At 60.7% G+C, this 14,689-nt stretch carries 13 protein-coding genes; 5 read left to right on the top strand and 8 right to left on the bottom strand.

Annotation, left to right across the window (positions count from 1 at the left end):
* Positions 1-101: 101 nt before the first annotated feature.
* Positions 102-365 carry a hypothetical protein gene (locus tag HWX07_RS13875; RefSeq protein ID WP_175876584.1) on the bottom strand — a complete coding sequence of 88 codons (264 nt, stop codon included), beginning with the start codon at positions 363-365 and terminating at the stop codon, positions 102-104.
* A 328-nt stretch (positions 366-693) separates the two neighbouring features.
* Positions 694-2,253: a fatty acid desaturase family protein gene (locus HWX07_RS13870; RefSeq protein ID WP_244129979.1), complete on the bottom strand. Its 1,560-nt coding sequence runs from the start codon at positions 2,251-2,253 to the stop codon at positions 694-696.
* Between HWX07_RS13870 and HWX07_RS13865 the strand changes: the two genes are divergently transcribed.
* Both HWX07_RS13865 and HWX07_RS13860 read left to right on the top strand, forming a co-directional pair.
* Entirely contained in the window at positions 2,252-2,941 is a 690-nt protein-coding gene (locus HWX07_RS13865) for a hypothetical protein (RefSeq protein WP_012339053.1), read from the top strand. The two genes, HWX07_RS13870 and HWX07_RS13865, sit on opposite strands and share 2 nt — an antisense overlap.
* Positions 2,934-4,052, top strand: coding sequence for a hypothetical protein (locus tag HWX07_RS13860; RefSeq protein ID WP_244129978.1), 1,119 nt, complete (start codon positions 2,934-2,936; stop codon positions 4,050-4,052). The genes HWX07_RS13865 and HWX07_RS13860 overlap by 8 nt, the downstream gene beginning before the upstream one ends.
* Here HWX07_RS13860 and HWX07_RS13855 read toward each other — a convergent pair.
* Both HWX07_RS13855 and HWX07_RS13850 read right to left on the bottom strand, forming a co-directional pair.
* Positions 4,040-4,960, bottom strand: a complete 921-nt coding sequence (locus HWX07_RS13855) for a hypothetical protein (protein ID WP_175767125.1) — start codon at positions 4,958-4,960, stop codon at positions 4,040-4,042. The genes HWX07_RS13860 and HWX07_RS13855 overlap by 13 nt on opposite strands.
* Entirely contained in the window at positions 4,957-5,841 is an 885-nt protein-coding gene (locus HWX07_RS13850) for a metal-dependent hydrolase (RefSeq protein WP_226248162.1), read from the bottom strand. Before HWX07_RS13850 ends, HWX07_RS13855 begins: the two co-directional genes overlap by 4 nt.
* Positions 5,842-5,954: 113 nt before the next feature.
* On the opposite strand from HWX07_RS13850, the gene HWX07_RS13845 reads away from it, so the two are divergent.
* From HWX07_RS13845 to HWX07_RS13835, 3 genes are read left to right on the top strand one after another with little or no spacing between them, the layout of a single operon-like run.
* Entirely contained in the window at positions 5,955-6,890 is a 936-nt protein-coding gene (locus HWX07_RS13845; RefSeq protein ID WP_175876583.1) for a fatty acid desaturase, read from the top strand.
* Between the two features lie 13 nt (positions 6,891-6,903).
* Positions 6,904-8,484 (top strand): GH3 auxin-responsive promoter family protein, encoded by a 1,581-nt coding sequence (locus tag HWX07_RS13840; protein WP_012339058.1) that lies wholly within the window; start codon positions 6,904-6,906, stop codon positions 8,482-8,484.
* Positions 8,385-9,599 (top strand): aromatic ring-hydroxylating dioxygenase subunit alpha, encoded by a 1,215-nt coding sequence (locus tag HWX07_RS13835; protein ID WP_226104992.1) that lies wholly within the window; start codon positions 8,385-8,387, stop codon positions 9,597-9,599. The genes HWX07_RS13840 and HWX07_RS13835 overlap by 100 nt, the downstream gene beginning before the upstream one ends.
* Positions 9,600-9,668: 69 nt before the next feature.
* Here HWX07_RS13835 and HWX07_RS13830 read toward each other — a convergent pair whose 3' ends face one another.
* Genes HWX07_RS13830 through HWX07_RS13815 form a run of 4 tightly spaced genes read right to left on the bottom strand, consistent with a single transcriptional unit; the run spans position 9,669 to position 14,510 of the window.
* Positions 9,669-9,929 (bottom strand): PAAR domain-containing protein, encoded by a 261-nt coding sequence (locus HWX07_RS13830; RefSeq protein ID WP_012339060.1) that lies wholly within the window; start codon positions 9,927-9,929, stop codon positions 9,669-9,671.
* Between the two features lie 19 nt (positions 9,930-9,948).
* Complete coding sequence (locus tag HWX07_RS13825) at positions 9,949-11,568, bottom strand: DUF2875 family protein (RefSeq protein WP_175876582.1); 1,620 nt, start codon at positions 11,566-11,568, stop codon at positions 9,949-9,951.
* Between the two features lie 6 nt (positions 11,569-11,574).
* Positions 11,575-13,764, bottom strand: a complete 2,190-nt coding sequence (locus HWX07_RS13820; protein WP_012339062.1) for a DUF3274 domain-containing protein — start codon at positions 13,762-13,764, stop codon at positions 11,575-11,577.
* A gap of 11 nt (positions 13,765-13,775) precedes the next feature.
* Complete coding sequence (locus HWX07_RS13815) at positions 13,776-14,510, bottom strand: DUF2345 domain-containing protein (RefSeq protein WP_244129977.1); 735 nt, start codon at positions 14,508-14,510, stop codon at positions 13,776-13,778.
* Positions 14,511-14,689: the final 179 nt, after the last annotated feature.

The following is a 14,689-nucleotide window of genomic DNA, read 5'->3' as shown; positions in this document are numbered from 1 at the left end:
CCCGTGTCGGATTCGCCCGGGTCGTTCGAATGACGCATCGACGCTGCCGGGCAAGCGATTGATTCGATGATCGCGAACAGTGCCGCCCGTTCGCCGCCTCGTTACCTGTTTTTCTGGTCAGTTGCCTTGCCGGGCGTTACCCAAGCGCCGTGCGTCATTTCAGTAAATTGAACGGTCGATTGCTTTGTTGTTTTAAAAACGAGCGCCTCGATGAAAATCCTGCCAAATAAAATCGTGCTCCGCAAGCGGCATACCTGGATAACGATTTTATATTGCAATGCTTTACCTTTTCGATGAATTTTCGGGGTGCGAATAAAGGGGCGCGCTTCTTGCCTGCGCTCGAATCTGCGCCAGCCATACATCACGCGAGCATCACGACATTGAACGATGGGGCGGATTTAATGGACTTTGGCGCTGCGGACATTTTGTTTGATCGGGAGAAAATAAAATAGAATAATTTCTATTATTTAAATAATTTTCATCGCCGTTTTTATAAACGGCGCTGTTTAACTTATTCAGGAATCCCGCACGGGCGGAATAGCCAGCGATTAATCGCAAACGCAGACGGGCCGGCCCGACCATGCGCGGAGGCCAATGGCTGTGCGGCACGCGTCAGCCGGAGCGCGACGGGTCGTGCCGATCTTTTGCACCAGGACCAACGGGAAACTTCATCGCGCCGTCGAAGGGATTTTTCTATCTTTGGTTACCACTGCGCGAGGCACCCGACCATAACAATGCAAGCAATTGCCGCGAAGACAGAACCGGCTCGTCAGACGCACGCAAGTCGGGCAGGCGATGCCACGCCACGCCGGGTTCGCGATGATGCTGTTGGTGATAGTTAATGTTGTACGGCCAGATAAAGAAGCGGCCAAGTAACCCGACGCGCCACGAATAAGTCCAGTCATTCCAGCCAGCCGTGGCACCAGGCCCACCGCTGTGCTCTGCAATACTACGGATCTTCTGGACCAATGCCCCGATTGTCACGAGAGGGACGAACCAAAGCGCAGCAAGCGTCAAGAGTTCGCGTACTGTGCATGCATGCACGAGCGGCAAAAGCAGGATACCCCACGTCACTATCGCCGTAAGCAGCGGCAGTGACATGGATGCACCACGCCCGTTCGCACGCCGATATGCGCGCATGTTTTTCACCATGTTGACCAGGAGCAAATCACCGAGCAGTTGCCGGACGAGGGGGAGTGTGTCGAGCGGCTCGAATTTCCATGGCTGCGCGTGGTACAGATAATTCCGCTCAGGATCTTCCGCGGTCCCGACATGTCGATGGTGGGCAAGATGCAGCGGGCGATAAAATTCGATGGGCACGAGCCCCGGTACGCCAATTGCCAAGTTGATCAGAAAGTCGTTCGCGGAACGGCGGCGGGTCAAGTGATAGTGGGTCGCGTCGTGATACAGAATGAATAATGCGTGTTGCCGAGTCGCGACAACAACGGCGGCGACAAGGTAGCCTCCCCAATGCCCCACCGATAACGCAACTCGCAGCGTAACTACGATACATAGCCATTCAAGCAGTAATGCGGCGGCCGTACGCAGGTCCACGTCGAGACGAATGAGTACGGTCGTCGCACAGCCGACGCCGATGCCGAGTGCGAGTCCCACGAGCATGTCCGCGAGCAAATGCTGTCCGGTCGTTAAGACGGTGATCGCTAGCATCGCGCTCCACGCAGCGTAATAGCGCGCTGCCCGGACGCGTAGCGCAGCCAGCACCACGGTTACAGCCACAGGCAGCGCAACATGTCCGCAGGGACTCGCCGCGAGCGGCGTGTCGATCCGATACAGCCACGCGATCCATCCTGTCGCTGCCGGCGATCGGCTCACGGCAGTCGGCCATAACAGATGACAGACGATACACAGGCCTGCGGCAAGTACCCCGGCAAAAAATGCGGGCAGCAGCCAATTTCGGCCGCGGCCGAACCAGACAATCGACGGCATCACGAGTGCATAGCTCAAATAAAGCGGTACGCTGGCAGACACACGCGGAATGACCGCATCGTACGGTCCCGGACGCAATAGCGTCACGGGTGCCATCGGCGCGTGTGTGACCCAGAAGTACAGTGCACCCGACACGACGACATAGATCGCGAGCCAGCGCCACGCGTCGAACGTTGACGGTATATAGGAGGGGGAAACAGGAGGTATGGCACGCATGTGAAAAAAGGAGCGGCTCAATCGCGTATCATGATAAATCGTTTCAGCTCGCATGAATGACGACGCTATGCCGCTTCGAGCCAGTTCCATGACACGTGCGCAGCTGCGCGACGTCGACGTTGCACATATGTACGCGCTCTACTCGACCTGTTACCGGGATACGGAACAGGCACGCTTCGAACACGATCTCGACGACAAGACACATTGCGTCATCATGCGTGACGACACCGGCAAGTTACGCGGCTTCTCCACGTTGAAACTATATGAACAGCAGTGGCAAGACACCACACTGCGCATCCTGTTTTCCGGTGACACGATTGTGGATCCGGCCTGTTGGGGCAGTCAGCAACTCGCGTTTTGCTGGATTCGACTCGCCGGTGAGCTCAAACGCACCGTGCCTGACGTCGCACTATACTGGTTTCTGATCTGCAAGGGGCATCGTACGTACCGCTACTTGCGAGCGTTCGCACATGATTTCACCCCGCGATTCGACCGATCGACTGAACCCGTAAATCAGGCGCTACTGGATCATCTGGCAGTTGAGCGCTTCGGGCACGCATACGACGCCGCGTCTGGCGTGCTCAAATTTCCGGTACCGCAAGGCCGCCTCGCCCCAACCCTCGCCGAAGTGCCGGACGCGCATCGACGGCTGCCGGATGTCGCCTATTTTCTGGAGCGCAATCCAGAATACGCGTGCGGCAACGAGCTCGTATGCCTGTGCGAACTGACGCCGGAAAACCTACGCCCGATGGCAAGACGAATCTTCACCGGTGAATGAGCCAATGACGCGGATCCGGCTAGCCACAGCGGTCGACAACGAACGGCTCCTCGCGTTTCAAACACGTTACGCGATGCTCAGCGGGATGCCACTTCGCTTCGACCGTTCACCGGATTACTTCGCACTGCATCGGTGTCATTCGAACGACTGTCGAACGTGGCTCGCGGAGGACAGCGCAGGGCGCGTCAAGGGAATAGCCAGCATGGTCGTTCGCGACGGCTACCTCGCCGGCGAGAAGCAGCGCATCGCTTACCTCGGAGACTTGCGCATCGCACCCGATCGCGAACTAGCGCACACTTGGGTCGACTATGTCGTCGACCGCCTCGCCGATCTCGCCCGGCACGAAGGCGTACAGCATACGTACTGTTGCGTCATTCGCGACAACCGGATCGCGACGCAATCGCTTTTCAGGACAGGCAAGCGGCCACGGCTCGGATTTCGACATTGGCGCGGCTACAGTAACGTATCGATCTATGCGCGGCGTATTGCCGCGCGGAGCGCCGGCTCGGTCAGGATCACGAACGCGTCGGCTGCCGATGCCGACGCACTCCGCACGTTCCTGGACCAAGAGTCTCGTTCCCAACCCTTCGGTTGCGTCTTTACGGCGGACGAATTCGCGCGCCGCCTGAACGCCTGGCCCGACTTCGGAATCGAGCGCTTTCTGGTCGCACGTAACGCGCAGCGGCGTATCGTGGGCTGCGTTGCTCCGTGGGATGCAGGGCGTATCAAACGCATCGTGCTGGAACGTCTGCCGCGCTCGCTCGGTGCGCTGCGTCACAGCTTCAACGCCATCGCACCCTTGCTCGGACGCCCCCCCATCGCAGCTCCCGGCCAGCCGCTCCGGGATATCTACCTGACTCATCTGCATGTGAGCGGACGCGACCCGGACATTGCACAGGCGTTGCTCGATGCGGTCTGGCAACGAGAGCGGAGCCGCTATGCCTTGCTGCAGCTTTGCCTGTACGATCACGATCCGCTATGGCCCGCCTTGCAGGGCTATCGATACACCGCATTACCGATGGATCTATACACGCTATCCGCGCCCGGCGCGAGCGCACTCGATTCCGGCACCACCGAAGCAATCCCAGGATTCGAGATCTATCTCGTCTGACCGCTTGCGACCGTTGCCGCCCGCGCGCCGTTCAGGAGCGCAACGAGTGCAAGCCAGAAACGCCCCGCATCGAAGCCGGCGCCGCCGAGCACAGGCTGGCCATGGTCGAGATGTGGCACGCAAACTCGCGGTATGCCGCGAATCGTCTGGTGGTCGAGGTAGAACTGTCCGTCATGCGCACAGCCGGGACGGTAGCGGTCGAGGCGTGAGTGATGTGCATCGAACCGGGACGTGCGTTCTATCGACCAGCTTACGACATGCACACAGTGCAGGCCACCGGGCACCGTAGACAACAGATTCGCGATGCCGGCGTCGCGCCCGCTGCCAATATCGCGCGAGCCTGCATACAACCAGCGTGTGCGCAGCAATCTCCCGGCGACTCCACCCAACCATGCGGGATCGACGCGCGCCCCCCCTTGCTCGAGCAAGCCATCGATGATCGCACTCGGACCGACGGGCGGCTGAACGAGTGCGATACCGTCGCAGCGAGCACGAAGCCCTGAATCCGCATGCAGCGCCGCCAATGCATCGAGTCCCCCTTTGCTGTGGGCAAGGACGATAAAGCGGCGATCAGCGGGTAAGCGCGCATACAGATTGCGAACGATATGCGCGCCCTGCTCGGCAACCGCGCGCGACGAGCGTACCGGCACACGCAGAATTGAGTACCGCGCGGCCCGCAACGCCAGCGCAGCATGCCGGAAGCAGGCGGGTATCCACTCGGAATAGAGTCCCGCAATCAGCACGATGACGATGTTCGAGGATGCATGGGCGTCATGCGCGTGCCAACATTCGATGAAGCGCTCGGTCCAGTCGAGTGCTGTGGGCGCCGGTTCGAACGGCGTCAATGGGTAGTGTTGCCGCCACTCGTCGAAGCCGGACGGCGACCATGCCGGATACCGTGCACTCATGCCGGCTCCGTTGTCACGCCATCGGCAGCGAGCGCCGCGCGAGCAGCAGCCAGCGTGGCTGGATTCCCGATTCGGTCAGGGTGAAAACGCGGCGAGAACCATGCCAGCCACGCGGGCAGCACGCGGGTAACGATGCCCCGCGCGCCGAACAGCCACCAGCCAAGCTGTGTCCAGCTTCGCCAATTGCCGGCGTCGCGGTCAGCACGCGCGAGACGGACGATGAAATAGCCCAGATCGACGATGAAGCATGCCGTGACACCAAGCATCGCCGCCGTCCGTATGACATAGCGCTTGATCGCGCCGCCGCCGCAAGCGCGAAATACGTCGAACGCGACAGACTTGTGTTCAGTTTCCTCTATAGCATGCCACCGCCAGATCGCCGCCATCGACGGGTCGGCACCGTCGAAAATGGTGGGGTCGCGCAACAGCAGATCGGCCAGAATGGCGGTGTAGTGCTCAAGACATGCGGTGAAGGTCAACTGAAGCAGCGGCGACGCGACACGCCGGCATTGTTCCTGCCGTCTCCTCATCAGCGCCTCGAGTGCGTCGACCGGCATGCCTTGGCGAGCCAGGCGTCGGTTGTACGCGCGGTGCTCGCGGATGTGAGTGGCTTCCTGGTACAGGAATGCATCCACTTGCGCGGCGAGCGTGCCGTCGGCCGGCAGCGCGTCGCAGTACTGCCTCACGCTATCGACAAAGAACTTCTCGCCAAGCGGAAACATGATCGAGAACGCGTCGAAAAAGCGCGTCACCCTGCGGTTGTCACGATACCAATAGCGCGGAATGTCGTCGGCAAAACAAAACCGCGGATTGCGCCGACGGATGTCTGCCGCGTCGTTGCGGCGTTCATGCATTGAATCGTCGGTTCGTTTGGCGTACATGGTCGTGGCTGATCGTGACGTAACGCGCAGGGTCAGCGCAGGCGGGCGTATTGTTCGACGACGGCGATCGAAGGTATGCTCTGCGTCGCTGCCACCATCCATGTCCGAATTGTATGTTCGATGCCAATGCAAGCGCCATAGATAATCGTTCGCGACGGTTCGATCGGCTGAATCTCTGCGTGCTCGCGCTACAGAGCGTTGTATGGGCGGGCATCCTGACGTGGCTGTCGCACGGTACGAGCCCGTGGCGCTGGGGGGCGCTCGTACCGTTCTGCCTGATCATGCAAGGCGTGTTTTCGATGATGCACGAAACATTCCACGGTTTCGGGCATCGGCGCGGGAAAATCAACCAATTGATGATGTGGTGGGCATCGACGATGTTCGGCGCCGCGGCAACGCTGATTCACGTGAATCATCTCGGCCACCACGTGCGAAATCGAACGCCTGCGGAGCGGGTGGACTTCGTCGAGCCGGATGCTTCGCTGTGGCGCAAGCGAATCGCATACTACGCGGCGATCGTCGGCGGCATCTGGTTCGCGAGTTTCGCGGGCAGCTTCGTCCTGGCCGTGCTTCCGAGTCGCATTCCGTATGGTTGGGCCAAGTACGGACACGACAACACCTATGCGGCCGCGTTCAGAGACTTCGGCCACGCGGAATTCCGACGAATTCGATACGAAACCCTCGCAGGCGTGGCCGCATGGATTGCACTGGGGACATTGCTGGACTGGCGCGTGCTCGACATCACGCTTGCCTACCTCGCATTCGCGTTTTCGTGGTCGTCGCTCCAATGGGTTTATCACATGCACACGCCGCTCGACGTTGTCGAGGGCACATACAATATGCGTGCCCCCATACTGATCCGCTGGGCATTCCTCAACTTCAACTACAACCTGACACATCACCGGCGTCCGAGCCTGCGCTGGCAGGAGCTTCACGCGTGCTCCGACGCGGCGGAGACGCGGCCGCTGTGGTACGGTTGGCTGCATGTGTTCGAAGCGCCCCGGCGTTTGCCTAGCGATCCGACACAACTCGAAAAAACCTATTTCTAACGAGAGGACACACGTGCGTGCACAGGATGCGTGGGCCGCGTTCGGCGCTGCTGCAGAACCCTTTCGCCGCGTGTGGCTCACGGCGCTCGACGCGCCGGGAGACGCGCAGGCGACCTATCTGTCGCGTTTGCTCGCCGCCAATCGGAACACGGCGTTCGGCATCGCCCACGGGTTTGCCGATATCGCGGATCCGGCACAATTTCGCGAACGCGTGCCGGTTGCCCCCTACGCTGGCGTGTCCCGATGGATCGATCGTGCACTCCAGGAGTCCACTCCGATCCTGACCGCGCAACCGCCACGCTTCTTCGAGCGCACAAGCGGCGGCAGCGAGCAGCAAAAGCTCATTCCCTATACGCCTGCCTTTCTCGAAGAATTGCAGTTCGCACTGGTCGTCTGGCTCTCCGATCTGCATCACGCCGTGCCCGGCGTCGCAGCCGGCCGCGCGTACTGGTCGATGTCGCCTCCGCTGCAAGCGCGCGGGCGCGCTCCCAACGGCATCATGATCGGGTCGGACAGCGATCTCGATTATCTGGCCGACAGCCCGCTCGTCGATCTGCTGCCGACGCTCGTCGTACCATCGCTATCGGGTGATGCTCGCACGTGGCGCACCGAAACGTTGCGCGCGTTGATCGCCGCTCATGATCTGGCCTTCGTCAGCGTATGGAGCCCAACCTTCCTGACCAGTCTGCTTCGTCCGCTGTTCGACAACGCCGAGCCGCAACGCCGCGATACACTCACCTTCCTGTTCGATTCGCTGCCGCCGAACCGTACGGCCGCGCTGCGGCGCGCACTCGACGATGGTCACTGCGGCCGGCTGTGGCCTCAACTCGCGGCAGTGAGTTGTTGGATGGACGGTCCAAGCAAACACTACGCCGCACATGCCCGCACCTTGTTACCGCAGGCCGCATGGTTTCCGAAAGGCTTGTTTTCCACCGAGGCAGTGGTCAGCCTGCCGTTCGGCGATACGGCCGGCTGTCCCCTCGCCGTCTACAGCCACTTCCTCGAGTTCCTTCTCGATGATGGAACCACGATAGGCGTGGAAGAACTGAAGCCGGGTGACACGGTCGAGGTCGTCGTGACGACCGGAGGCGGTCTGTACCGCTATCGGCTCGGCGATCGGGTCCGTGTGACCGGACATGCGGGACGAACGCCATGCGTGGCCTTCGTCGGGCGGGCGGACACGCAAAGCGATCTGGTCGGTGAAAAGCTGGACGAAGCCTATCTGGCCGCGTCGCTTTCCGAGTTACTGCAACCGGGCGATGAAGGTTGCGTGATTCCGTGCGCGGACGCGGATCCGCCCCATTACCTGCTGTTGCTTGCAAGCGATACGCCGGACGTCGCCGCCTTGGGCGATGCGCTGGAACAGGCTCTCGCCCGCGCTTTTCACTACCGGCACGCACGCACGGTCGGCCAGCTTGGTCCGTTGCGCGCGGTTCGCATACGCGGGGGTTCCGCCCAACTGGCGGATCTCGTCCAGCGAGCCCACGAGCGTGCATGCATCCGGGCTGGGGATGTCAAACCCCGCGCTCTGGTGGCCAAGCCCGCCGTGGCGAACGCACTCCGCGCATTTATCGAGGACGCGTGCTCATGTTGAACATATCGATCGCATCAACGTGTTCGCCGTGCGACGAATCCGCGCCGGATGCCGATGGCGAAGCCTTCGGCGCACTCGTCGAGCAATGGTACGTCGCGAGCACCGAAGCCGAGGTCAAGCGGGACAAACCGTTCGGTACTCGCGTACTCGGCCTCGGCATCGTGCTATTCCGGGCGGCCGACGGCGAGATCGTCGCGCTCGTCGATCAATGTGTGCATCGCGGCACCCGGTTGTCGGCCGGGAAAGTCATCGACGGCTGCCTCGTCTGTCCATATCACGGCTGGCATTACGACCAGCACGGCAGCGTCACCCGAATTCCCAGCATCGACAGCGCAAGCGCCGAACCGACCGGTACGACCTACCCATATCGTCAGCGCAGATTGCCGGTGTTGACTCGGCACGGCCTCGTCTGGGTCTATCGCGGGCGAGGCGATCCAGCGCTGAAGCGACCGTTCGACATGCCGCACCACGGCGAACGGCCGTGGCAGTCCTACTACATGATCAATACGTTCGATGGCGATCTCGGTGCGTTGGTCGAGAACTTCATGGACGTCCCACATACGGTGTTCGTGCACGACCGGATTTTTCGTTCATCCACTGGGCGGCGACTACGGGCGACCGTCGAACTGAAGCAGCAAAGCGTCGAGGTCACGTATCACGACGACGGCGACAAGATCGGCATGCTGGATTGGCTGACCAATCCATCCAGGGAACCGCTTCGGCATACCGATCATTTTTATGCACCGAACGTCACGCGATGCGACTATCACTGGGGTAGCCGCTCGAGTTTTCTGATCATCAGCCAGATCACGCCGCTCGACACGCGTCGATCGCGTGTCTATACGTACATCGCCTATCGCTTTGCGTTGCCGGCCGCGGTGCTGCGCGCGCTGAAACCGCTGCTGCACCTCTACACGCATTCCGTGATCCAGCAAGACGTGCGAATCATGCGTGCGCACCGCGAGGGACTCGACAACGCCGCAGGCTTCACGCCGTCGAGCGTGCGCGCCGATGTGGTCCATATTGCGATCGGACGGTTGCTGGCCGCGACGCAGCGTGGCGAGCCGTTGCCCGATGCGCAATGCGGCACGAAGCCGATGGAATTCGTGATCTGAGCGTGACCAGCGTGATCAGCCGAGGCCCGCCCGGCTCGAGGCGCACCGCTCACGCGCCCCGTATTTCCGTTAGCCTCCTGTCTGGTGCTGGCTCGCGATCAGGCGTGCTCCGCATGCCAGCAAGTCGCCATCGCATGCGGCGACTTGCCCGTCGAACCGGGCGTGGCCCGACACCGTCGCAATGAAGGTCAGGCCGTGAATCTCGCAGATCGCGGGATCGTGCAAGCGTGCGATTGCGCGCCCGTTGATTCGCGAGTTCGGCGCCCCGGACACGACGCGTCCGCCGTGACTGTGCACATCGCCTTCGATGATGTATCGCTTTTGACCCATGACGTGTCGATCCGGTCCGTCAGTAATCCCAGCTGAAGGTCTGCGGATGCGCCTGCCGCGACGCGGCGTCCGGCGGCGTCAGCATGACGATCGTGGCATGCAGCGGGTCCCTCAGGTTGATCAGTGCGCTCGTCTTCCCGTCGCCATAACCCATCATCAGCGCGAGCGCGCTCTGAACCCAGATCGAACTCGTTCCGGTGTCACCGCCTATACGACGTTGCATGTCGAATGCGTCTTTCGGATCGTCGATATCGATATGCTGCGGGTTGTCGTGCAGCGACTGCACCAGCAACGCGAGATTGGCGGTCGAGGTGCCGGTATCGTAGAACATCCGTCCCGGCTGCTCGCCGGGCGCAAGCGTGCCCACTGCCTGCTGCCAGCCGGCGCGGATCTTTTCGATTCGCTCGCCCTTCTTCAACGGCGCCCCGTGCCCGTTGCTCAGATCGATTCGCACCGGCCGATGCAGATTGGCCAGGACTGGCCATTTGTCGTACTCCTTCAGTTGCCACGTCGTCCACGGAATCGGCACCCACGGATTCGGCTTGAAGCCGTCCGGCATCTTCAGCGCCGCGGTCTTCCAGAACTCGGGGAGCTTCGCGTGCCAATAGTCCCAGGACATTTCATAAACACCGGGCGCCGGCCTGGGATAGGATTTCTGCTGTGCCCAGAAGTAGTTCCACAGCTTGATGACATCAAATTGTGTCTTGGTCTTGTCGATCGCCTCCGGCGCATCGACAACATATGGTCGAATCGTCCGATCGACGCGATCCTTGCGCGTCACCAGCATCGCAACCAAACTATCCGGATATTGCGGAACGAAATTGCCGTTCGCGTTCGACTTGTCCAGATAATTACCGTGTGGCGTGCGCATGTAGCCTCGCGTCACAAGACCATCTTCGGCAAGCACCACGACAGCTGGCAAATCCGGATGCTGGTCGAAGAAATCGAACAGGCGCGCTACCGCCGTGTCGCCATGTTCGCCGTGAATCTCGTCGAGCCGGATGTATAGCGTGTTACCAATTCCCGCGCCGTTATCGGCGCTATTGATGTGGGTCGCCATGCGATCGGCATGCGGGTCGTCGACGTTACGGGGCGGTCCCAGCACGATAACGGGAATAGGCCAGTAATCCACCCAGTTGCGCAATGCATAGCCGAACACGTTGTTCTGGCGCTTGGCGTATTCCGAATCGCGCGTATCACTTGACCACGGATATTGCTTGGGATCCTGCAGCAGCAGCGGTCCGCTCGCCCCAGTTTCATCCAGGCGCATCAACAGTGCCCGTTGCCGGAAGCGGTCAACCGTCACGCCGATACGCCGAATCTCCAATGTGAATCGAGGATCCTGCGATCCCGCTCCGGCCGGTGCCACACTCAGAGCAGACTGTGCGGTACTGGCTTCCTCTGGACGTGACGAGTCCTTACGCAGCGATGCACCATAGGTAAGGCTCACGCCAGCAGCCAGTAACAGTGGCGGCAGAACCAACAATAGCAATCGCCTTATCATCGTCATATTTTCCAGAAACGAAAATCCATATCTCGCAGTCAACTCGAATGCCACGAGCCAAATCAAAGTGAGGCTCGCGAACAAAAAAATAAATATTCGCGATCCTGATAGACGCGGTACCGATGTCGTCGTCATGTAGCGTCAACCGTGCATATGGTGGGGTGAACGAGCTCGAACCTGCTTGTTGATTTCATCGGTTCTCATCTCGATGGTTTCGCTGACTACGCCTGCAGGAAAGGCCTTGGGAATGACGTCTTCTCCAGGGAAATTCCCTTGGTCGTAGTATTCGCAGTTCGCCCTTATGATGTGCAGCGTCTGCTCGTCCAGGTTCGTATGGGCTTTCGTCAATTTGTCGATCCTGCTCATTGGTGTACGCCAGTCGGCGACAGCACGCAGCAGCGTCGCCCAGTCCGGATCGTCCAGCGCACGCGCCTGGCCTACCGACACATCGAACGCGGTCGCACAGCGGTGATTTCTGCGACCACTCATGACCGCCGAGTGATATGAGCTTTCTCCCTTATGCTGATTCATCAGCCGAACCTTGGCTTCATTGAGCGTCTCCTGCCGATAGACGACGATGTGCCCGGGCGACGACGGTACCGTCGATACGACCCGACTTACCTTGCACTGATCGTCGGGGCCCTTGCCCGCGTTCAGCGACGCCTCGACCTCGGTGGAGGTGGGCAGCGTCCCATCCTCACTCGTTGGCCAGTCGATGGTTTGTGCAGGCAATGCCTGCAACGCACCTTCGCCACTGTTCGTGCTCAATGCAATTTCCGCTTCAAGCTGGTCAATGGCTTGCTTGCCGGGCGCAAACTCGCCGTCATTATTTTTCGAGAGCGGCGTCGCTGCGGTTCCCGGCAGCACATTGCCTTCCATTTCGGGATCGAATGGTGGCGTCAATGCTTCGCCATTGATATTGCGCTGGGTACCCACGCTTATCTGCGCCGATTTGATCCACGTCGTAAAGCCACCGGGCAAGCCATGGGATGTTTCGCCCTTTTCCCGTATCGTAAAGTTTCCGGGCGGCGTACCAACCTGAACCGGCTTGCCCTGTCGCAGACGCCGGGTAAAGACGCGCTGCCGGAAAGCCGCCGACAGCAAATTGATAGTCTCCGGCTTGCTTCCCTGCTGCGCCGCACGCACGTCGATTGAGTCGGGCAGGCCCGAGCAACCCATGCCATTGACGCCGCTCAGCCCAACGGTCGCATCCTCCGGGCTGAAGTACATATACACTTTGCCGCGATTGTCGCGCTCGGCGAACACGACGCAGTCATTGCCTTGCGGCCCGCTCAGGCGCCTCGCCTGCGCGGGATCCCACGTCGGCCCGACGACGCCAAAATTGTCCCGGCCCGGCTCGTACTTCAATTGATCGAATGGTGGCGTCGGATATTTGCCGCTCGCCACATGCCCGACCAGGTTTGCCAGGGTCTTTGCACGCGCATAAGTCGTCTGCTGCTGATCCCCACGTTGCAGCAGCCGATCCATGAACTCCTCGCTCAAGCTGTAGGGCGAGTCGATCAGAACCAACGTGTCGGCAGGGCGGTCAGCGGGGCCACATTGGTTTGGAATCAGCCCCTCGACGAGATAGGCCTGGGCGAGCAGCGATATCAGCGTGCCCTGACTGTGCGCAATGATATTGACCGTCCCGTCCGGGTCGATAAGACGGATTTGCCGCACCAATGCCGCGAGCCGCCGTGCTGCCAGCACCATGTAATGTCGATTTTCCGCCTCGCGAAGCGGATGCGTCGGGTCACCCTGCATCCTGTCGAGAATTTTCGTCGCCATTCCCCCTTTGAAATTCGAGTCGAACATGTCGGGGATGTTGTTGGTCGCATTGGCGAAGAATCCGCCGTTGCGCGCACGGTGCTCATCGAGGCGATTGCCGAACCGGTCGACGTACTGGCCGTTGACGGTTTCCTTATTGGGGTCCCGGGGCAAATCCTCCTTCCCGACACGCAATCCCCAATAAAACGGAATCAACGGGCTCCTCGTCTCTTCGCTTTCCTGCCGACGATAGATGACGTCGTCCATGTTCTTCATCATGTCGGCAACGCTCACTTGGCTCGGGTCGTTCGCCATGCGGCCGTGCGAGTACTCCGCGCCCTTGAAATCGGTGCGACCGAGGCGGTCGTTCAATCCCTCGCACAGTCCGCCTTCGACCGTGCCGAAATCCGTTCCCAGGTCATTCACGCCATGGATCAGGATCGTCGTGCACGGGAAACGATTTTGTACGTCGGTATTGACGAACGCATTCTGCGGCCGGTTGCAATTGAGAATCGCCTGATGTTCGCCGACGATCCGGGGCGAAGGGGTTTTGGTATCGGACATGATCGCCTGCCTTAAGCGTCGAAAACCTGAATGTGTGCAATGTGCATCGCGTCGCTCGATGCAAGCTCCGTCAACCCGTGTGCATCCGAGACACCGTTAATGACCTGGCCATTGCGCAGCGTGATCTTGTACGGACGATTCGGCACGGGATGCGTGCCATCGTCACCGTCGGTGCCCGGGTACCGCAAGCGGAACTTCTGATCGGCTCCTCCGCGATTGAACGCCGGCGGCGCAACGTGGTCCGTCTTCGGACCGACGAAATCATGTCCCGCCGTGTATGCGGTGAACGCACCGTCGGAACCGACCTCGACGCCGCCACCAACCTTCACGTAGCTTCCGTCTTCCGCGACGAGCCGGATCGACTTGCCCGAGATCAACACTTCGTCGCCGACCGACATGATCTGTATCCCCTTCTGCGCGGTCGCCGCAAGCGTGTCCTGTTGCGCCTGCAAGACAACGGGGCCTTCGCCCGCAATCGCGCGGACGCCTTCTCCGCGCCCGAACAGGTGGATGCCCTTGCCAGCCGTCGTGATCACGCGCTGCCCCCCGGCGAATTGCAGGTTCTGCTGCGCGATCTGATCGATGTTCTCGCCGGCGTAGGTCACGTAAGTCTTGGGAGTGATATTGAGCGCACCGGCCTTTGCGCCAAATGCCATCAGCGCCTGAGAATCGCCTGCGTCGGCGTTCGGCGCACGATCGCCGCCTGACGCATGGCCGCCCGGCGCCCAACCCTTGAAGGCGGTCACGACAGCTTGCTGCCCCGTCGCATCGGTCGCCGTGCCACCGTGCTGTCCGGCGTAATCTCCCAACGCCTTGAACAGCTCCGCGCATTCGCTGTCGCGGGGCGGCGTAAAGGAGCCGGGGATGGGCGGCGTAATGGCGCCAGCAGAACCGGGGGTAAAACGCGGATTCGAACGGTTTCAAG

The sequence above is a fragment of the Burkholderia sp. BCC0097 genome, assembly GCF_902832985.1.
Taxonomy (GTDB): Bacteria; Pseudomonadota; Gammaproteobacteria; order Burkholderiales; family Burkholderiaceae; genus Burkholderia; species Burkholderia orbicola.
This window is presented reverse-complemented; position numbering and strand designations above follow the sequence as displayed.

What these genes read in the sequence shown, in the direction of transcription:
- HWX07_RS13865 (WP_012339053.1), top strand. Translation starts at nt 2,252, where the DNA reads ATGACACGTGCGCAGCTGCGCGACGTCGACGTTGCACATATGTACGCG.
- HWX07_RS13870 (WP_244129979.1), bottom strand. Translation starts at nt 2,253, where the DNA reads ATGGAACTGGCTCGAAGCGGCATAGCGTCGTCATTCATGCGAGCTGAA.
- HWX07_RS13855 (WP_175767125.1), bottom strand. Translation starts at nt 4,960, where the DNA reads ATGAGTGCACGGTATCCGGCATGGTCGCCGTCCGGCTTCGACGAGTGG.
- HWX07_RS13850 (WP_226248162.1), bottom strand. Translation starts at nt 5,841, where the DNA reads ATGTACGCCAAACGAACCGACGATTCAATGCATGAACGCCGCAACGAC.
- HWX07_RS13845 (WP_175876583.1), top strand. Translation starts at nt 5,955, where the DNA reads ATGTTCGATGCCAATGCAAGCGCCATAGATAATCGTTCGCGACGGTTC.
- HWX07_RS13835 (WP_226104992.1), top strand. Translation starts at nt 8,385, where the DNA reads ATGCATCCGGGCTGGGGATGTCAAACCCCGCGCTCTGGTGGCCAAGCC.
- HWX07_RS13830 (WP_012339060.1), bottom strand. Translation starts at nt 9,929, where the DNA reads ATGGGTCAAAAGCGATACATCATCGAAGGCGATGTGCACAGTCACGGC.
- HWX07_RS13825 (WP_175876582.1), bottom strand. Translation starts at nt 11,568, where the DNA reads ATGACGACGACATCGGTACCGCGTCTATCAGGATCGCGAATATTTATT.
- HWX07_RS13820 (WP_012339062.1), bottom strand. Translation starts at nt 13,764, where the DNA reads ATGTCCGATACCAAAACCCCTTCGCCCCGGATCGTCGGCGAACATCAG.